Annotated in this window: 16 protein-coding genes and 1 pseudogene; 12 read left to right on the top strand and 5 right to left on the bottom strand. The window is 71.7% G+C overall.

Features of this window, described 5'->3' with window-relative positions; all coding sequences use genetic code 11:
* Window positions 1–15: 15 nt before the first annotated feature.
* Window positions 16–1332, bottom strand: coding sequence for a helix-turn-helix transcriptional regulator (locus tag B042_RS24325; protein WP_051415575.1), 1317 nt, complete (start codon window positions 1330–1332; stop codon window positions 16–18).
* A gap of 348 nt (window positions 1333–1680) precedes the next feature.
* Here B042_RS24325 and B042_RS0109390 point away from each other — a divergent pair, with 348 nt between their 5' ends.
* The 12 genes from B042_RS0109390 to B042_RS0109340 all read left to right on the top strand — a co-directional run bounded on the left by B042_RS0109390 (window position 1681) and on the right by B042_RS0109340 (window position 14420).
* A complete protein-coding gene (locus tag B042_RS0109390) occupies window positions 1681–2145 on the top strand; it encodes a roadblock/LC7 domain-containing protein (RefSeq protein ID WP_028648075.1) in 465 nt (154 codons plus the stop codon).
* Complete coding sequence (locus B042_RS0109385; RefSeq protein ID WP_028648074.1) at window positions 2142–3014, top strand: DUF742 domain-containing protein; 873 nt, start codon at window positions 2142–2144, stop codon at window positions 3012–3014. Before B042_RS0109390 ends, B042_RS0109385 begins: the two co-directional genes overlap by 4 nt.
* On the top strand, window positions 3014–4327 hold the full coding sequence (locus B042_RS22570; protein WP_036554446.1) for a hypothetical protein: 1314 nt from the start codon (window positions 3014–3016) through the stop codon (window positions 4325–4327). Before B042_RS0109385 ends, B042_RS22570 begins: the two co-directional genes overlap by 1 nt.
* Before the next feature lie 57 nt (window positions 4328–4384).
* Window positions 4385–5074: a class I SAM-dependent methyltransferase gene (locus B042_RS24320; RefSeq protein ID WP_051415574.1), complete on the top strand. Its 690-nt coding sequence runs from the start codon at window positions 4385–4387 to the stop codon at window positions 5072–5074.
* Window positions 5071–7989 carry a type I polyketide synthase gene (locus B042_RS22560; protein WP_051415573.1) on the top strand — a complete coding sequence of 973 codons (2919 nt, stop codon included), beginning with the start codon at window positions 5071–5073 and terminating at the stop codon, window positions 7987–7989. Before B042_RS24320 ends, B042_RS22560 begins: the two co-directional genes overlap by 4 nt.
* A 25-nt stretch (window positions 7990–8014) precedes the next feature.
* Window positions 8015–8734 carry an HAD family hydrolase gene (locus B042_RS0109370; protein WP_028648073.1) on the top strand — a complete coding sequence of 240 codons (720 nt, stop codon included), beginning with the start codon at window positions 8015–8017 and terminating at the stop codon, window positions 8732–8734.
* A 110-nt stretch (window positions 8735–8844) separates the two neighbouring features.
* Window positions 8845–9141, top strand: coding sequence for a WhiB family transcriptional regulator (locus tag B042_RS0109365; protein WP_036554443.1), 297 nt, complete (start codon window positions 8845–8847; stop codon window positions 9139–9141).
* A gap of 266 nt (window positions 9142–9407) precedes the next feature.
* Window positions 9408–9701, top strand: coding sequence for a hypothetical protein (locus tag B042_RS0109360; RefSeq protein ID WP_028648071.1), 294 nt, complete (start codon window positions 9408–9410; stop codon window positions 9699–9701).
* Window positions 9694–10821, top strand: coding sequence for a hypothetical protein (locus tag B042_RS0109355; protein WP_028648070.1), 1128 nt, complete (start codon window positions 9694–9696; stop codon window positions 10819–10821). Before B042_RS0109360 ends, B042_RS0109355 begins: the two co-directional genes overlap by 8 nt.
* Before the next feature lie 29 nt (window positions 10822–10850).
* Window positions 10851–11462 carry a DUF6879 family protein gene (locus B042_RS0109350; RefSeq protein WP_028648069.1) on the top strand — a complete coding sequence of 204 codons (612 nt, stop codon included), beginning with the start codon at window positions 10851–10853 and terminating at the stop codon, window positions 11460–11462.
* 27 nt (window positions 11463–11489) lie between these two features.
* Complete coding sequence (locus B042_RS22555) at window positions 11490–13412, top strand: ABC transporter ATP-binding protein (RefSeq protein ID WP_231493897.1); 1923 nt, start codon at window positions 11490–11492, stop codon at window positions 13410–13412.
* Between the two features lie 366 nt (window positions 13413–13778).
* Window positions 13779–14420 carry a hypothetical protein gene (locus tag B042_RS0109340; protein WP_028648068.1) on the top strand — a complete coding sequence of 214 codons (642 nt, stop codon included), beginning with the start codon at window positions 13779–13781 and terminating at the stop codon, window positions 14418–14420.
* A gap of 35 nt (window positions 14421–14455) precedes the next feature.
* Here B042_RS0109340 and B042_RS26050 read toward each other — a convergent pair whose 3' ends face one another.
* From B042_RS26050 to B042_RS26045, 4 genes and pseudogenes are all read right to left on the bottom strand, one after another.
* Window positions 14456–16057, bottom strand: coding sequence for a hypothetical protein (locus tag B042_RS26050; RefSeq protein WP_197024233.1), 1602 nt, complete (start codon window positions 16055–16057; stop codon window positions 14456–14458).
* 74 nt (window positions 16058–16131) lie between these two features.
* Entirely contained in the window at window positions 16132–17331 is a 1200-nt protein-coding gene (locus tag B042_RS22550; RefSeq protein WP_051415572.1) for an rRNA adenine N-6-methyltransferase family protein, read from the bottom strand.
* Window positions 17332–18021: 690 nt separating this feature from the next.
* The gene (locus B042_RS0109325; protein ID WP_028648066.1) at window positions 18022–18480 is read right to left on the bottom strand and encodes a hypothetical protein; all 459 of its coding nucleotides are present in this window, start codon (window positions 18478–18480) and stop codon (window positions 18022–18024) included.
* 21 nt (window positions 18481–18501) lie between these two features.
* A pseudogene (locus B042_RS26045) lies at window positions 18502–19758 on the bottom strand (hypothetical protein); the annotation flags it as partial.

Raw genomic sequence — 19758 nt, 5'->3', positions numbered from 1 at the left:
ACTAGGTCTCATCTGTCATGCGGGAATGTACTGGTCGAGCCGGTCGGTGAGTTGACGGGCCGCACGATCTGCCTGCAGAGGGACCAGGCCTTCCCGCACCAGCCTGAGCTGCTTGAAGTTGCGGGAGGACGCCATTCCGCCGTCGACCAGTGTCAACGCCTGCTCCGCAGCGAAGGCGGTCTGGTCCAGGTCCTGTTTCTTGAGCGCGGCGTTGGCCAGACGGGCCAGACACATGCCGCGGTTGCGCGAATGTTCGACGTCCTGGAGCCGGGCAGAAGCCGTCAACAGCTCGATGGCACGCGTGTGCTGCCCCAGATCGGAACGGCACATACCCTCCAAGCAGGTGAGTTCGGCTTCGTTGAGGAAACTGCTCCAATCCGGATCGCGATCGGTGACGCCGCGTTCGAACAGTTCCCAGGAGCGCTTGATGGCCTCTTCGCAGGCTGGTCTGTCGCCGCTGCGGGCGTGGCCTTGGGCCTGGCGGATAGCCAGTAGGGCCCGGACCCGTGGCGGGGAGTGCCATTCAGCGGCATGGACTTCGGCCAGCCGACTGAACCGCACTGCCTCACGGGCCTTGCCCAGGTCGACGGATTGGCGGGCCATGTTGGACAGGGTACGGGTGGCCAAGGGGTCGTCCCCTCCGAGCATGGCGACGTTGAGGGCTTCGGAGAAGTACACACGAGCCTCGGTTTGCTGATCGGCGTCGTAGCAGAACCATCCGAGCGAGGTGGTCAGCTGGCCGGCGATGCTGTGCAACTGTCGGCCGGTGGCGTCGCTGTAGGTGCCGTGCTCGATCAGGTGGTGCACCCAGTACAGGTGGGCGCGGGCCGGACGCCACAGGCGAGCACCGCCGAAACGCTGATCGAGGGCATCGAGATCCAAGGCGGCGTCGCTGAGAAGGCCGACTTCGGCCTCACCGATCCTTAGTTGGGCGCGGTCGGTGGTCGCGGCGGTGTGGGCCAGCCAAGGCAGGTTGTGGCCAGCGGCGACCGCTCCCAGGGAAGCGCCTCTGGTCAGGGTGTGGGGGTATCGCGTGGGGTCGATCGGTGTCGGATCCCTGGGTACGCCGGAAGAGGGTGGCGGTACGGCTGCGGAGCTGTGGCTGCAGGAGTGGGAAACATCGGCACGAGGCGCTCCGAACCCGTCGAGGGCCTGTCGTGCGCGTTTGGGGTTGGTGAGTCCTTTGCCCTGTTCGGCGCGGTGGATGGTGCTCTGCGATAGTCCGCTCATCCGCGCCAGCGCCTCTTGGGACAGGGCGGGCAGCGTACGGCGCAGGTACTGGACCACCGTCACCGCGTCACCGCGCTCGACGGCGGTCTGGACCTCGCGCACCTGCCACACCTGGGCTGGAATGCATGCGCATTCTGTGGGGGCGTTTGCGCGTGGACGACCGCAGTTTCCGCACAGCACCGCTTGGAACCTCCGCCCTCGTGGACCCGTACGGTTCTCAGGTGGTGCCAGAGTAACGGCGCGCCGTAGTGCGCACGCGGGACTTTGGTCCTGCTCTATCACACCCGGTGCGAAACATGGCTGCGCACCGTAATGCGAGAGCTCCTCCATTCATTTCGTTCTTTGAACTGTTCGCAGCAGGTGAATCGAACTTCTTCGATGCTGTTCGAACTCAAAGAAGCTCGCTGAGTGACTAGGGGGCCACGCGGGCAGCCTTACAGGCTGGGGGCCATGAGCACACACACCGCGGGCACCGATGCCCGCCCCGACACCTCCAGTGCTGCGGAGGGCGGACGTCCCGGCACCGGCCTGTCCCAGCTTCTGCAGGAGCTGGTGGAGCGCACCGGCGCCGAACAGGGCGTCGTGCTGGGCCGGGACGGCCTGTACCGGGCCCGCAGCGCCGCCCTGGACCAGGTCGCCGCTGAGCGCTCGGCCGCAGCGCTGCACAGCATCTGGTCCATGGCCGACAGGGCCGGTCACTACGCCGGGCGCGGTGAGGCCGAGACGATCACCGTGCGGTGCGCCGGCGGGCTGCTGGCTCTGGCCCCGATCACCCCAGAGGCCGCGGTGGCCCTGGTCCTGGGCCCGAACGCCTCCCTGGCCAACGCGGGCTACGCCCTGATCGGCTTCACCGAAGAGGCCGCCGCCCACGTCACGAACACCCGGCCTGCGCCTTCCCTGGCGGGGGTGGCATGAGTTCCGCGCCCACTCTGCTGCGCCGCGACGCGACCGCCGCGCACCACCGTTCGGTGCTGGTGCACAGCTTCATCAGCGGTGCAGGAACCAACGCCACCAGCCCTCTCGCTCCTGCCTGTCTCAACGAGGTGGCGGCCTCAGTGCTGCAGACCTGCATGTGGGTGGACCACCCGGTGACGGTGGCCGAGCTGGCCGCCCGCCAGCAGATCTCGCCCGCCGTGATCGCCGTGGCCGTCTCCGACCTGCTGGACCGGGGGCTGCTGCACCTGCACCACCCCACCTCGCCCGCCGCCGACGCCACGCACCTGCGGCGCGTCATCGACCACATGAACGGGCACACCCCGCCCTCCCACCTGGTCAAGATCCTGGTCGTGGGCGGCCACCGGTCAGGGGTGAGCACGTTCGTGGGGCAGGTCGCCGACAGCGCTCCCCTGGTCTACGCCGACCCGCCCAACGCCCACGGCCGGATCCGCATCGACACCGCCGTCACCCGTGTCGAGCCTGGCCTGTACCTGGGGCTGTTCGGCGCCTCAGGGCTGACCGAGGACAGCCCTCAGTGGACGGACCTGACCCGTCACGCGGTCGGGGCCGTGGCCCTGGCCCACAGCGACCGCATCGCCGAGGCGGCCCCGGCCGTACGTGCGCTGGACGCCGTCGGGGTGCCCTTCGCCGTGGGTGTGAACCTGGCCCCGGACGCCGACCCCTGCCCCGCGCACGTGCGGTCAGTGCTGGGGCTGGCCGATGACGCCCCGGTGGTGATGGGCGATGCCCGGTTGCGTGATGCGGTCACCCGCATCCTGATGGACCTGTGCATCCATGTAGAGACCTCTGCCGCCTGCACCCACGACGCACCGGTGGGGGGCCGTTGATGGCGCGCGCACTCATCATCGGGTCGGGCACCTCAGGACTGGTGCTGGCCACTGGTCTGCAGGCCGACGGGTGGCAGGTGGACCTGTTCACACGACGCACGACCGACGAGATCATCGGCGGCCCCGCCCAGCTCACCCAGCTGACCTTTCCCACCAGCCGCGCCACCGAGGCCGGATTCGGGCTGGACTTCTGGTCCACCGCAGCGGCCACAGCCACCGGGGGCACACCGGTGCCAGCCCCGCCCTTCACCACGATCCGGCTGACCATGGCACCCCCCGACGCCGCAGCCTCCTCCTTCACCGGCCGCCAGCAGCAGCCCGGCACCGCCATCGACCACCGCGCCAAGACCGCCGAATGGCTCTCCTGTTTCGAGGAGCGCGGCGGCTCCGTCCACGTGAAGACCTTCACCGACGGCGACCTGCTCGGGTTCGCCGCCACCGGAATGCACGACCTGATCGTGGTCGCCACCGGCGCCGACAGCGAGCTGGCAGCCCGTTTCCCCCACGATGCGGGCCGCAGCGGCGGGGCCACCGACCGCGTCATCACCCAGGCCCACCTGGTCGGCGCAGCGCCCGGCACCGCGGACGTGGACGTGGTCACCACCCCGCACGGGGAGATCTTCACCTTCCCGGTGCTGGCGCTGGCCGACGAGGCGGTGATCGACCCGGACACAGCGGAGCCGCAGCCTGTCCCGGTCACCGCTACCTGTGTGCAGGTCTTCGCCCGGCCCGGCAGCGCGCTGGACCCCAGCGCGCACCTGGACCACGACCCCTCCTCTCTGGCCGCGCGCCGCCCCCGGGTGCGTGCCCGGCAGGCCTGGGACCGGTCGCTGCGCACCCTGGCCGCCACAGCGCCCGACATCGCGCGGCGGTGCGCACAGGCCACGGTGCTGGAGAACTCGCTGCTGTTCACCCGCCTCACCCCGTCGGTACGCGCCCCGGTGGTCGACGTGGCCGGATCTCCGGTCCTGGCGATCGGGGACGCGAGCTTGACGATCGACCCGACCTCCGGGCAGGGAGCCGACGCCTCCTCGCTGGCCGCTGCCACCATCCGCGCCCATATCGCCGACCGCCGCGCCGCGGGCGGCGTGTTGGATGCCGCGTTCCTGCGAGACGCCTACGCCGCCTACTGGGAGCGGCACGGCCAGTACACCAGCGGTTTTTCCACCATGGTCCGCGACTTCTGGTCGGGTGCCCTGCCGCCCCACGTGCTGGAGGTGTTCGCCCGGGCCGCCACCGACCCGCAGGTGGCCGACGCCTGGGTGGCTGGCTTCGACAACCCGACCTCACTGGACTGGCTCCTGACCCCCTGAACCCCATCCCCTTTCCCCCTTCCCCGATGGCGCGTTGCGCCGATGCGAGGTCCCCTCATGCCCGAACACCCCTCCCCCACCACGTCCGGCCACACCGCCCCCGGTATCTACACCCGCCTGGTCATGCGCACCCTCTACCCCCTGTGGGTGCACGGCCTGTGCCACCGCCTCGCCTGGGGGGTATCCAACCGCTGGCTGCGGCGCGCCTACCGGCTCTGGCCCGGCCACACCCACCTGAGCGTGGGCCCGGGCAACGGGACGTTCCTGCGCCACCTGCCCGCAGGCGTGCGGGAGCTGCACCTGCTGGACTTCTCCCCCCACTGCCTGCACCTGGCCGCGCGGGCGGTACACCACCGCCGCGGTATTGCGGTCCGTCCCCACCTGCAGGACGTCCTGGACACCTGGAAGGGGCTGGACGAGGGCAGTGTCGATTCGGTGGACTGCGTGATGGTCGCCCACTGCCTGCCCGGCGCCTCCCTGGCCGAAAAGAGGGCGCTGTTCTGCGAGGCCTACAGGGTCCTGCGGCCGGGCGGGCGCTTCTTCGGCGCCACCGTCCTCACCGGCGGGCCCGGGGTGGGGGTCAACGCCTTCGCCCGGTGGCTGATCGGCGCCTACACCCGCCGGGGCTGGTTCTCCAACCAAGGCGACACCTCCACCGGCCTGGTGGAGACCGTGCGGGGCCTCTTCCCCGACGCGGACGTGCAGGTGCAGGGCTGCACCGGGGTGTGGACGGCGGTCAAGCGATGAACACCCACACGGCTGCGGGCCGGGATGCGGTGGCGGTGGTGGGGATGGCCTGCCGCCTGCCCGGCGCCATCACCACCCCCCACGCCCTCTGGGACGCCCTCCTGCGGGGCCGGGACCTGGTCACCGACCCGGCCCCCGGCCACCCTCGCGCGGACCTGCTGCCCGCCGCCCTGCTCGACGAGGCCGGGCTCGGGTTCGACGCCGCGCACTTCGGCCTTGCTCCGGCTGAGGTGGCGGCGATGGACCCCCAGCAGATGCTGCTGCTGGAACTGGTCGAGGAGGCCTTCCAGCACGCCGGGATCCCCCTCTCAGAGTGGCGGGGACGCAGGGTGGGGCTGTGGATCGGTTCCTCCTGCCTGGACCAGGCGCTCCTGCGCCTGGGGCCGGGGCGGGGCGGCACCATGGTCGACACCGCCGGCGCCCTGCCCTCCATGCTCGCGGGCCGGGTCTCGCGCCACCGGCTCACCCACTGGCGCGGTCCCTGCGAGACCGTGGACACCGCCTGCTCGGCCTCGCTGGTGGCGGTGCACCGGGCGCGTGCCGCGCTGGCGTGCGGGGAGGTGGACCTGGCGGTGGTGGGCGGCACCAACCTGCTGCGCCTGGACACCCACACCCGCATGTTCCGCGCCTCCGGGGTCCTCTCCGCCCGGGGGCGGGTGAAGCCCTTCGATGCGGGCGCGGACGGGTTCGTGCGCGGTGAGGGCGCCGGGGTCGTGGTACTGCAGCGCTCAGGTGAGGCGCGGGCTGCGGGGGTGGCGGTGCGCGCTGTGGTGGTGGGCAGTGAGACCGGCTCGGACGGCTACGGCACTCCGATCGGCGCACCCAGTGTGCAGGGCCAGAGGGAGCTGTTGGAGTGGACCTACGGCCGCACCCCGGTCTGGCCCGGGCAGGTGGACTATGTGCAGTGCCACGGCACCGGGACGCGGGCCGGGGACGCCGCCGAGGCGCGGGCGCTGGGCCGCTTCCTGGCCCGCGACCGCGAGTCGGGGCCGCTGCTGTTGGGGTCGGTCAAGGCCAACCTGGGCCATCTGGAGGGCGCGGCGGGGATCGTGGGTCTGATCGCGACGGTCCTGGCGCTGGAACACCAGGTGGTGCCGCCCACCCTCGGGCACAGCAGCCCCCTGCCGGTGCTCCAGCAGCTGGGGTTGGAGGTGCCCACCGCTGCGCGGGCCTGGCCGCGCACGGGCCGCCCCGCGACGGCGGCGGTGCAGGCGTTCGGGTTCGGCGGCACCAACGTCCACGTCGTCCTGCAGGCCCCATCGCCTGTCGACAGCGCTGTTCCCGGCCGTGGTGAGGGTGCGCACGAGAGCGGCGACCATCTGGTGCCGGTGTCGGCCTCCAGCCCTGAAGCGCTGGAAGAGACCGCCGCCCGGTGGGCAGGCGCCATCGAAGAGCGCAGCCTTGCTCTGGGGCCGGTGGCCTCCACCGCCGCGCACCGGCGCGACCACCACCGCGGCGCCCGCGCCGCCGCCCTCGCCCACACCCCCGCCGAGGCGGTGCGGGCGCTGCACGCCGCCGCCGGACGCCGCGCCGATCCGGCGCTGGTCGGACCCCGGGTGCCGTTCCAGGGCAGGCCGCGGGTGGTGTTCGTCTACCCCGGCCACGGCGCCCACCCCACCGGCGAGGACAGTCTGGCGGGCGGGGAGCCGGTGTTCGCCGCCGCGCTGGAGCGCGCCCACCGCGCCCTCACACACCACAACGGCGACGACCAGAGCAGCGGCCAGGACGGCGGTTTGGGGTGGGTGCAGCCCGCCCAGTGGGCGTGGCAGGTGGCCGCCACCTGCCTGCTCGCCTCCTGGGGCGTCGTCCCCGATGCGGTGGTGGGCCACTCCCTGGGCGAGGTCGCCGCCGCGACCGCCGCCGGAGCCCTCACCCTCGACGGCGCCGCCCGCGTGGTGGCCGAACGCAGCCGCCTGCTGGAGCAGACCGCACCGGCCGGGGGTCTGCTGGCCACCGCTTTGCGCGCCGACCAGGCCCACGCCCTGGCCGCCAACCGTCCCGGGGTGGGGGTGGCCGCCCTCAACGCCGACCGCTCCACCGTCCTGTCCGGCCCGCACGCCGACCTGGCCCAGATCGCCGCCCGCCTGCAGGCCGAGCGGGTGTGGCACCGGCCTGTGGCCGGCGCTCCGCCCGCGCACAGCCCCCTGGTCGCCGACGCCGCCGCACGCCTGACCGACCGCCTCCGCGGCCTGTCCCCCGCCTCGGGGCGGGTGGCGATGCACTCCACCGTCACCGCCGCACCCATCGGCGGCGGCGAGCTCGGAGCAGGCTACTGGGGGCGCCAACTGCGCTGCACCGTGCACCTGCACCGGGTCATGCGAGCCCTCGCGGAGCAGGAGCACCCGATGGTGGTGGTCGAGATCGGCGCCCGCTCGGTGCTGGGCGCGGCGCTGGCCGACACCCTCACCCGCGCCCGCCCCCGCTACGCCGTGGACCCGCCGCTGGTCGCGGTGGGGATGAGCGGCCAGCGCGAGCACGCCGACGCCCTGGCCGCCCTGGCGGGGCTGTACACGTTCGGGCTCGACCCCGCCTGGCCCGGGCAGCGGTCGGCGGCGGTGGAGCTGCCGCCGCGCGCCTGGACCCACACCGCCCCCACCTCCTCTGACCAAGGCGAGGGGCAGGCGGGGGTGCTGGCCGGGTGCACACCCGAACAGGGGCGCACGGTCATCGCCGAACAGGTGCACGCCCTGCTCGCCCAGATGTCACCGGCCGACGGCGTCCAGGGGCGGGACCTGGCCGAGCTGGGGCTGGGATCGCTCGCCCTGACCCACCTGCACCACCAACTCCTGCGCCGCCTGCCCGACCTGGCGGGGATGCCCGCCCACACCACCCTGGCCTGCCGCACCCCCGACCAGTTGGTCGAGGCCGCCACCGCCCACTGGCAGCCCACCCGTGAGATCACTGCCGCCCCCTGAACCGTAGGAGAGCCGAGGATCTGTGATGTCCTGCCTGGACCACTGGCCCACACCCACCAGCCCCGACGTACTGCGTACGGTGCAAACGGTGGTGTTCTCCCACAGCGCGCTGTCGCTGCCGGGGCGCTACCCCGCGGCGATGGTGCTCGCCCAGGTACTCGAACGGCACGGCGTGGTGCTGGCCGAGAACGCCTACCTCTCCTACGGCCAAGCGGTGGTGCACCAGAGCGCGGCGGGGACGACGGAGGCGATCGCCGACCTTATCCGGTGGCTGCTGGACCTGTACCACCCCAGGAGTGATCTGGACCCACTGCAGATCGTGGTGGAGCTGTTCGACAAGGTCGGCGACGCCCCTGTGGAGGAGTCTGCGGCGGGAGTGGTCACCGATCTACTCAAGGCCGGATACCGGGTGCTGGTGGCCACCAACACCTGCCGTACCCGTGCTCAACGCCGCACCACCCTGGACGCGGCCGGTCTGGAGCAGGTCGGCCTGGTGGCCTCCTCCGAAATAGGGGTGGGCAAACCCCACCGGCGCTTCTACGAGCGGGTGTGGGAGCTGGCCGGAGAGCCCCACCGGGTGCTGTGGGTGGGCACCGACCGGGACTGCGATGCCACCGCACCCGCCCGGTTCGGGGCACACGCCCTGCTGCTGGCCCGAGGGTGGTCCCGTCCGCCCACCTGCCGCAACAGCGTGATCGACAGCCTGGAAGCGCTGCGGCCCCTGCTGCTGGGCCGCGACCCTTGACCGCCGTCGCGTTGGCGAAACCCTGCTGCGCCCCGCCCCCGCCCGCTGGCCCCGGGGCGGGGCATGCCCCTGATCTGCCTTTTGTGTTGAGACTGACTGTGGAAGAGACGATGCACAGCGCCCTGACCGACCCCTCCCTCGCCAACTGCCGCACCGTCGACCCCGACGCCCTGTTCGTCAAGGGCACGGAGCAGACGCGTGCCCGCCGTATCTGTGAGGGCTGCCCGGTGCGGTTGGACTGCCTGGCCGAGGCCTTGGACGCAAGGATCGAGTTCGGGGTGTGGGGCGGGCTGACCGAACGCCAGCGCCGCGCGCTGCTGCGCCGCCACCCCGACGTGGCCCGCTGGCGCCCCCGGCTCCTACAGGCGCCGGAGCTCTACACCGGGCGCACCGTGGGCTGCCTGTGACACCGCCGCCCCACCGCTGCACCTTCACGAGGATCCCCGGCCCCTATCTGTGTCCCAAGGCCCCAGACCGGTCAACGACGCTCCCCGCTCGGCCCGGCCCCACAGCCACGACAGACCCCTGCTCCGCCCCGGATGTCCCGACCCCCGACCCCTCGGGGCGGAGCAGGCCCCACCACCCATCGGACAAGGACGACTGTGCCCCCTTCACCCTGCTGGCCGTACCGCACACGAGCCGCCTATCCCAGCCCCGGGGACGGTGCCCTCTGATGCCGGGAATCAACACCCCCCGCCTGCCCCGCACCGCCACACTGCAGCAGATGGCCGCCCGGGAAGGCCTGCGGGTCAGCCCCACCGATCACCGCGGTGTGGTCCTGACCCGGTTCGGGGCCGCGGTACGGGCCCACCTGCGCGAGGGGGCCTGGTGGTTGGCCGACCCCGCTGCCGACGGGGCGGGTGAGCGGGTGTGCGCCGCCGGCCAGGAGGGCGTCCTCATGCGGGCCGCCGCCCGAAGGATCGAGCAGGCCCAACACCGCTCCCGCACCAGGAGAGCGTATGAGTGAGGCGCATCCGCCGCAGCCCCCCGGTTCACATGCCCAAAGCCGGGAACTGCGGCTGCTGGCCGTGTACCCCGGCCCGGCGCTGACCGTGGACGTGGCCGCGGTGCTGCTGAACACCACCTACGCCCAGGCCAAGACCCTGCTGCAGGAGTGGGCGCGCTCCGGCCTGCTCACCGACCGGGGCCGGGGCCGGTACGCCCACCGCCTGGCCCCCGACCCGGGCCCTCTCCCCCACGGCGAGTACCACCGTGCGGTGGAGGTCCTGTTGCACTACGTCCGGCTGCGGCTGGCCGCCGCGGCCGACCGGCTCTCCCCGGGCCGTTACACCCTCGACCGGGAGGGCGCCCTCCTGGCCCAGACCGCGCAGAGCACGTTCGCGACGTGGTGGCCCGGACCGGTGCGGTGGCTCTGCGACCACGAGGGCGCCCTGGTCGGCGCGGCCCGCCTGGCCCTACGGCACAGCCGACACCGGGTGCTGTGCCAGATCACCGACCACCTCGGCGCGGTGCTGCACGCCCTGGACGAGGGGACGGCGATCGCCGATCGCGTGTATCCGTGGGCGCTGGAGGCCGCTACCGAAGAGGCCCCTGCCGTGCTGGCGCTGATGCACCAACGGGTGGGCTCCCAGTCCACGGACCGGCACCAGGCGCTGCACCACGCCGCGGCGGCGGTGCACCACTACGCCGTCGCCGACGATGACCGGGGCCTGCAGAGCGCGGTCGTGGACACCGCCACGGCGCTGATCCGCAGCGGCACAGCACGGGATCTGACGCACGCCCAGGACATGCTGACCGAGGCCGAGACCGACCTGCACCGCTTCGGTGACCGGCGCGGGGCGGCGCTGGCCGCCCTGGAGAGCGGGAAGGTCCACGCCGCTCTGGGCGACCCGGCCCGGGCCCTGGACTGCTTCCAACGCGCACAGACCCTCGTGCAGGGCCTGGCGGTGGTCGATGACCACCAGCTCGGCCGGTGCCTGCTCGCCCAAGCCCTCCTCCACCGTGCCCAGACCCGTCCCGCACCGGCCCGCCGGGCCGCACGCGCCGCTCTGGACCGGTTCGAGGCCGCCCCCGCGCCGCGCCTGGCACAGACGGCACGGGCGCTGCTCACCGACCTGGACCGCTGAACAACACGACGTCGAAGGAGGGGCACGCTGTGCTCGACACGCTGGCCGACCGGTCCGGCGCACTGTTGGGGCTGGAGGCCTACGAGGCCGACTTCGACCGCCGCTTCGAGGCGCTGCGCGGCACCGGGGTGTGGAAGCTGGAGCGGCTCCAGGACTTCCACCAGCCCGAGAACCCGAGCTGGATGCTCTACCGGGCCGGTGACGTGCCCGGGGCACTGCGTCTGCTGGAACAGGAACGGCCCGCCCTGTCACAGATGTTCACCGGCCTGGAGCGCCGGGGCGTGCGGGTGCACAGGGTGCGGGTCGTGCAGTGGCCGCTGACCCCCTACCTGCACTGGGAGCTGTGCTCACTGCGCATCCGCGCCCAGTGCGGTGAGCGCGTCCGGGTCGTGGGCCCCGAAGCGGTCGCGCACCTGGAGAGGGCGGGCCCGCTGCCCGAGGTCCTCACCCTCGGCTCGGGGGTGGCCTACCGGATCCGCTACGACCGGGCGGGCGTGCTGGCCGGAAGTGTGCGCCACACCGATGCGCACCTGGTGGCGTCCTGCCGCGCCCGGATCGTCGCCCTGTACCGGGAAGGTGAACCCCTGGAGTCCTTCTTCGCCCGCGAGATCGCCCCCGTGCAACACACGCCGCGACCCTAGCCCGGACCGACCCCTTGGAGTGCTCGCGTGACCTCACCCCCCACCACGTCCGCCCCCCTCACCGACACCTCCTCCGACATCGGAGCCGACGAGGAGCTGACCGCCCCCAAGTGGCAGTACTTCGACGACGAACTCGCCCGCACCTCCCTGTGGGCCAAGATCACCCGCATGCCCCGCCTGACCGTCGACGCCCTGTCCTGGGCCTGGCACGCCAACCGCCGCGACCTGCTCACGGCCCTGGCCGCGAGCACCCTCGCCGCGGTGCTGTCCGCGGTCAGCCTGGCCTCGGTGACGCGGGTCCTGGACGCGCTGCTGGCCCAGGGCACGATCATCGAGCGGGTGGAGCAGGCCCTGCCGGCGGTCGCGCTGGTCGCCGCCGTGGCCGCGGTCGCCGGAGCGGTGCGCCTGGCCGCGGACTGGGCGCTGGCCCGCCTGGGCACCCAGACCGAACGCATCGTCGAACTGCAGCTGTTCGACCTGACGACCCGAGCCAACCTGGTCGCCTTCGACGACGAGGCGTGGGCCGACGCGATGTACCGGTCCCGGGACCGGGGCCTGTACGAGGTGCCGCGCATGGTCACCGCCTGTCTGGAAGTGCTCTCCGCTCTGGTGGGGCTGCTGTCCATGGCCGGGGTCCTGGCCGTCCTGCACCCGCTCCTGCTGCCCCTGCTGCTGGTCAGCGTCGTTCCCACCGGGTGGGCGGCGATGCGCGCCGCCCGCATGGAGTACCAGGCCCAGCGCCGGCTGAGCACCGGCCGACGGCGCCGGTGGACCCTCGGGGACCGGATGGCCGCGCGCGACTCGGCTGCCGAACTGCGCTCCTACACCATGCGCGACTCCCTCATCGCCGACTACAGCGCGCTGGCCGACCGCGAACGCGCCACCATGCTCTCGGTGGCCTGGCGCCAGACCCGGGTGCGCGCCGTGGGCGCTCTGGCCGGGGGCGCGGCGACCGCCCTCACCTACGCCGTGCTGGGCGGCCTGCTGGTGGCCGGGTGGATGCCGCTGGCCGCGGTGGGCACCGCGGTACTGGCGCTGCAGCGCGCCCAGGGGCAGATGCGGCAGTCGCTGCACTCGCTGAACAGGGTGTACGAGTCCGGGCTGTACTTCGCGGACTTCACCGAGTTCTGCGACCGGACCCGCGCCCAGCTGCCCCCGGCGCCCACCGCCCCGCCGCCGGCCCGCATGGAGCAGGTGCGGGTGCACGAGGCCGCCTTCACCTACCCGACGCGGGACGAGCCCTCCCTGCAGGGGGTCACCGTCCATGTGGAGGCGGGGGAGACGGTCGCGCTCGTGGGCGAGAACGGGTCGGGCAAGTCCACCCTGGCCCGTCTGCTGGGCGGCCTGTACCGACCCCAGAGCGGAACCGTGACGTGGAACGGCACCGACTACACCGCGATCGGCACCTCGGTGCGCGACCGGATCAGCGTCATCATCCAGGACCACACCCGCTGGCCCATGACCGCGCGCCGCAACGTCACCATGGCCCAGGACTGCGACTCCGCCCGGTTGGAGGAGGCGGCCCGCCTGAGCGGCACCGACGAGGTGGTCGCCGCCCTGCCCCAGGGGTGGGGCACCTTGTTGGACACCACCTTCGCCTCGGGGGTGAACCTCTCGGGCGGCCAGTGGCAGCGCTTGGCCGCCGCACGCGGTTTCCACCGCGAGGCCGACCTGCTCATCGCCGACGAGCCGACCTCGGCCCTGGACGCGCGTGCCGAGCACCGGTTCTTCACCACCATCCACGAACACGCCGCGCGCACCGGCGCCGCGGTCGTGCTCATCACCCACCGCCTGGCGTCGGTGCGCCGGGCCGACCGCATCTATGTCCTGCACCAGGGGCGGGTGGTCGAGCACGGCACCCACACCCAGTTGATGGAGCGCGGCGGGCGCTACGCCGACCTGTTCACGTTGCAGGCCCGCGCCTACCAGGACCCGGAACAGGACCGGTGACCGGCAGGAACGGACACTCCGCGCCTTTGGCCGCTGGCCGTTTCACCCGCGACGAAGGGACAGCGATGGCCCGCCCGAGAGCTGATGCCGCCGCACAGGCTGTGGACCGCGAGCCCGCCCGGCGGCGGGGTACAGCCCTCACTGCTCGGGCGACCAGTTCGGAGCACAGGGCGTTGATCGACGTGGTGTCGACTGCGTCGGAGGCCGTCCCCCGGCAGAGTAACCGGAGCCCCTAACGGTGGTGGCGGTTTCGCGTGAACCTGTGTCCCCCGTCGACGGGCCTTATGGCTTCCGCGCGCCTCAGGCTTTTTGAAGGTGCGTTTCTTACCGCCGACGAACGTCTCAGTTGACAGAAATGGAGCCGCCATGCAGCCGTTCATCGGCCACGGCACACCCCTGTGGCCTCCGGACGCCCGCGTCCTGCACCTGTACCTGGTGCCCGACCGCGATCATCCCGCGAACGCGGGCTTCTTCGAACTGGCCGAGCGCCACCGCCGGATCCTCACCCAGCGTTTCGCGCACCTGGTGGCTCCGGTTCAGCCGCCCTGGCTGCACTCCACCGTCCAGATGGTCACCGAGCCCGGCGCGCCGAGCCTGAGCGAGCACAAGCTGGCCGATCTCATAGACCAGCTCACTTCACGCCTCACCCCTTTGGCCCCGTTCATCCTGGAGGCGGCACCGCACGTGGGCGCATCCGGATCCGGCCTCGACCTGGCTCCCGACGGTGACTTCGATCGGCTCGTCGAGATCACCGGAACCGTCCTGGACACCGTACTCGGATCCTCCCGTGCCGCCTACCGGACCAACGCCCCCCACATCACCACCAGCTACTGCCATACCGCTGGCGACTCCGGACCGGTGGCCAGCGCTCTGCGGGCCTCGCGTCCCTCGCGCGCCCAGCTTGCCGTGACGTCCGTGTCCTTGGTGGATGTGGTCCAGGACGCCGAGCACCATACCTACCGGTGGGAGCCCCCGGTAGCCGTGATCGCCCTGCAGGGATCACGCTGACCGGTCTCCCCCAGCCGCGGCGAAGGGAGCATGGGTCAATGGTCGGCCACACGGGTCACCCGATCGGCCCACACCGCCACCGGCACGCTCGCCGCTTCCGGTAGCACCGTCAGCATCCCGAGCGTGAACTCCGGCTCCAGGCCTCCCAGAGGCCATCCCACAGTGAGGTCCTTGTGGTTGAGGAGTGTCCCGGTGAGCGGAACGGTGTAGCCACCCAGGTCCACCACCCACAGATCGACCCTCCTCCCAGGGGGCAAGGGATCAGGGATCGCTCCGGCGCTGGCCTTCTCCAGCTGTTCCAGCAGCCACAGATCGTATGTGATGCCTTCCAGGGCTTGGTCTTGCCCTGTGGCGTCGTCGCTGTGGGCTCCGGCCATCCGCCAGGAAGCCTGTGAGGTCTCCAGATGGCAGCGGATGACCGCCAGGGGCCACCCGGCCGCGCTGCTGTGCAGCCAGCGCCACCGGCAGCGCCGCCGTTCAATGCCGGTCCAGGCCAGATCGTCCTGGGCGGGCTGCTCGGGGTCCCACACGCGGTGCTGGATGTGCGGCAGTGGCCGGGGAGGCCAGCCTTGGCCCCGGTCCGCGCGGATCCAGCAGGTGTCCCTGAACCGGTTGGCAGTGTCGTCGGCCAGTGCGGCGACGTCCGGTTCAGTCAGGACCGCCCATGCGTCGCTGCGGGCGCGCCCCCAATGCCATTCGCCTCGGAGCCGGGCCAGAGCGCTGTCGTCGTCGGTGGAGGCCCACAGGGCTACCACCGCGTCGGCGTCGTCAGAGCCCATGTGGGTGGTGAGCACTCGGCGTGCGGCGTGCTGGCCGCCCGCGATCGCGAGCGCAAGCGTCTGGGCGCTGTGTGGGTGGTTCATTCCGTCGGCTACCGCTGGAGCGCGCCCGGGCTCTGAAGGGTCCGTGCTGTGCTGGGACTGGGGCGGTGCGAACGCCGCCTCATTCGCATGGTGCACGCCCATGAGGGTGAGCAGAGTGAGCTGCGCTGCGACGCGGTGGCGTACTGCCTCGTGCCAGACCTCGGCGGGTAGATCGGCGGCCACGGCAGTGCCGCGTTCGACCACCCCTTGGTGGAGCGGACTGGGACGGGAGGGGTCCATCATGCTGTGACGGTAACAGGGGCGGGATCCGGAAGGCAGGAACAGTGGTGCACCCCGGATCTCTGGTGGGAGTGGCCCCCACCACTGGTCGAGGTAGGGCTTGTAGGGGTCTACCTTGCTCGATCGGCTCTGCCACTGGCCGCAGAACAGCTCCTCCGGTACCGCCGCACGGGCGTAGCGGACCACCGTGGTGGAGCCCATACCCAGGTGGCATTGGACCGACCGGTGGCTGTGCCCCTTAGCGAGCAGGTCGTGGACGGCGGCGTAGGCCTCCCGGACGCGGTCGGCGAACCGGTGCCCGGTCGGCCAGGGCGAGACCAACACCTCCCCGACCCCCGCTTCGGTCTCTTCCGTGGTGTCGTTCCCGTCCTCGGGCTCGGTCGGGGCGGCGTGCAGGCAGGACCGGTGGGCGGAGACGCAGCGATCGACGGCCCGGCTCAGGTTCGCCCAGGCCCCTCCAACATCGGCAACTACCTCGCCGGGCTGGGCCTGCCGGCCACGGCCGGGTTCGGCCCCGTCTACGAAGGCTTGCACGCCACCGACGAGCACATCCGAATCGACAGCGTCCCCCCTCGTCCAAGCCGTGTACGACCGGGCAGTGCGCACCCTCATGTCCTCAGCGCGGGGGTGGGAAGACACAGCACCCTGGAAGGCTCGTCCACCCACAGCCGGGTGCCTTCCTCGTCCACGGTCACACCCAGGCGGCCCCTGTCTGGTCGGCCGGACTGCTCCCACACCTGCCACGCCTGGCCGATCTGCGCCCACAGGTCCTGCGGACCGGCTTGCTCGGTCTCGTAGAGCCCTCCGGAAGGGGTGTACTCGGCGAGCGCCCACGAACCGTCTGGGGCGGCGACGTACACGGTGGCCTCGCCCGCCCACTCCGGGCGGTCCCGGGCGGCCTCGTACACCGCGTACCGCAGGTCGGGCACCAGATGCCCCAAAGCGAGCTGCCAGCCCGGATGCCGGTAGGCGACAACCCGGGGGTTCACGGCCGTGCGGCCGGTGCTCTTGCCCGGGGTGTCCTCCTCCACCAGGTCCCGTACATGGCGCGGGTCGGGGCGTTGGGACCTGAGCACCATGAACGGAGCGTCGCCTACGATCCGGCCGTGCGCGGCGCCGTCCTCTCCGACCGAGAGCCGCACCAGCACCCCCGGCTGGTTGCCGACCTCCCACGGGGTGACGACCACACCGCCGGGATGCACCTGGCTCACCCACGAGTGCGGGATGCTCTGGCGGGCCGCCACCGTCGCAAGAACCCGGTGGAACATCCCCGCTCCGTCCTTGAGGAGGTCGGCCCCGTCCTGGTCCAGCACGGTCGGCCGGTACCCCGCATCGGCGAGGTTGGTGACGGCGGTCGCCGCCAGCGCAGGGTCGACCTCGGTTGAGACCACTGCGCTGTCGGAGAGGGCGTGGCAGAGCAGGGCGGTGTTGTAGCCGGTCCCAGCCCCGATCTCCAGGACGCGCTGCCCCTCGGTGGCGTCGAGGTGTTGGAGCATGTCCACAACCAGCGACGGCTGGCTGATGCTGGAGGTCGGTGTGCGGCCCCGCCCCTCGTCCCCGGTGGGGTTGCCGTCGTCGACCTGGGTGACGAGCGCGTAGTCGCCCGACACCCATTCCGCCCATCGGGGGTCGGCAGAGGTGACGGGGCATTCCCAGCCGGGGTGTGCCGGGTCGGGGCCGTACAGCACAGGGGGGATGAACCGGGTCCGGTCGGTGGCCAGGACCGCCCGGTGCCATCGGGGGTCGGTGAACACCCCTCGGGAGGCGAGGAGGCGGGCGAGCGCTTGGCCGGGCGCGGCGGTGTCCATCAGGTGGGCCTCTGCCCGTCCTGAGAAGGGGAGGGGAATCCTTCGTTGCCGTGTTCGTTGGGGCGGTCGCCGTCGGTGCCGCCGGATCCTCCAGAGCCGCTGTCGGTGGGTTTGTCTGGGTTGTCGTGCTTACCCACAGGGATCTCCTGGTGTTAGGGGGCATCACCAGTGACGGTAACCCGGAAAGCACATGGTGTCACCACTGTGTGGGTGCGCTCCCCTACCAGAACAGACACATCCCATCGGACCGGCAATGCCCCTCTTACCCACCTTGGAGAAGACCAGCGGCCATACCGCTTCCAGCGCCCGCTGTTCTTTCGCCGGGAGCACTTGGACCGGGGTACGGCACGTGCCCTCCGCCGTGAACTGAGGCTTTCTCGGTAGTACCGGATCTACACACGACCGGTGTAGACACACGCACCACGACAGCCTTCATCGAAAGGGGCAGTTCTTCCTGGCACATGGACTTCATCTACCAGATGGGGCCTCCCCCACGTGTGCGGGGAACCCGTGAGGAGTCGAACCGCCATCTGGTCGTACACCTGCCACTCGGGCCACGGGGCCGAGCAGTTCGAGGTCGCATGATCAGCACCAGGCCACTGCGCTGGGAGAAGGGGCGCCGCCAGTCGTTCCTCGAAGCTAGCGAGACCGATGTCGGCAGCGCCCCTCGCCATCAGGCCAGTGGGGCTGTCAGGCGTGGCTGCCCCACCAGGAATCGCTCGACAGCGCCTCCAGCTCTTCCTCCTCCTGCGCCGACAAGCCCAGGACGAAGACGTCCCACAGGCGAAGCTCGGCGAGCTCGCCCCCCGCGGCGGGTTCGATGCGCGCGCTCTGCCCACTGGAGAGGGCGAAGACCACCGCATCGCCGTCCACCCCGGCCTCGGTCCAGGACAGGGCACGGCGTCGGCACAGGTTGAGGTTGTAGACCCGAGTACCGGTGGCGGGGTCGGCTCCGCCGGGGTGGATCGGCCGCACCCAGAGCAGGCGCTCCTGCTCCGGGTCGACACGCACATGCCGGGCCAGGGGTGCGCGGAACACCTCCTGCCCGCCCGCCTGGGTGACGACAAGTTGGGCGCCCGCGTCGGTTTCGTCGCCGGTGGGGCTGTGCGCTCCGCCCAGCAGCGACTCCAGTTGCCGGTTCCAGTGCATAGTCGTTCCGCTCCCTGTCTTCTATGCGACCACGACGTCGTCGATGCTCTTGCCGCCCAGCTGGGTGACGCCCTTCTTGTGCAGGACGGAGAGCACGCTGGTGCGCTCGGCCTCGTCCTGGCAGATGATCCTGCTCGGTGCGTGTTCGCCGAGCAGGTCCAGGCCGTGTTTGACCATCACCTCGTTGCTCACACCGGAGAAGGCGGCGATCTTCTCGGGGTCCTTGGTCATGCCCGACGCGGAGTGCAGGTGGTGGGCGGGGTTGACCGCACCGAAGTGGTCGGAGGGGTATCCGTAGACGCTGGTGTTGTTCAAGACCTTCAGGGGCTGGTCCCACACCAGCTTGGGGCCCTTGGAGACCGTGCTTTTGCGCACGCGCATGAACACGCTGGACGCGCCGCCGGTGTACTTGTCCTGCTGTTCGCTGATGCCCAGCCCGGTGGAGATGCCCATGGTGGCCCTGCGCTCGGTGGAGGCCAGCACGCCGGTGGCGATGATGTGGGCCAGGTTCTTGCCGTGGACCTTGTGGACCAGGGACTTGCCCTGCCACGCCTTGTCCAGGGCCGCTTGCTGGTTGCCCAGGTCGAAGCGCCCCCAGGTGAGCCAGCCGCCCGCGGCTCTGGGAACGGGGTCATACCCCTGGCTGGCGGCCAGGTCCGCGCCGTCGGCGAAGCCTGTGGAGGTGGCGACGGCTTCGCGGACCAGCCGCACCTTCTTGGGCAGGCACGCTGCGGCGGCCTCGATCTGCCACTGTTTGGCGAGCCCGGACAGGCCCTGGGCGTCCAGACCGACCGCCTGGTGGGCGTTGTGGTGGAAGAGCTCCTGCAGTTGCAGCTCCTCCATCTGGCTGGCCTGGGCCAGCGCGGCCTTGACGGCGGGTTTGTCGGCCAGCCCTTGGGCGTCGATGTTGTTGGACAGGTAGGTCCACTCGGCCTCTCCGGCGGACATGCCGCGGTTGACCAGGTGCAGTGCGCCCAGGCGTTTGACGAGGTCCTGGCCGTGGCCCGCGCCTTGGGGCGCATGGACCTCCAGCTGTCCGCGCAGGCTGTACTCGCTGCTGGCCTTGGCGTTGGCGGCATGGGGGCGGTAGAGGGCGGTGTAGCCGTCGCCGAGGTCGATCCNGTACTCCTTGCCCGCGGCTTTGGAGCGCGCTGTGCCGTCCCAGCTGGTGGTGCCGGTGTCGGTGTCGATGCTGGCCTTGATGCGGCTGGCGTCGCGGACCGTGGCGGCCAGCCCGTCCAGGGGCTGCTGGGCGGGGGCGGGCATCATCTTGGTGAC

It is taken from the genome of Nocardiopsis sp. CNT312 (genome assembly GCF_000515115.1).
In the GTDB taxonomy this organism is placed as follows: domain Bacteria; phylum Actinomycetota; class Actinomycetes; order Streptosporangiales; family Streptosporangiaceae; genus Nocardiopsis.
This window is presented reverse-complemented; position numbering and strand designations above follow the sequence as displayed.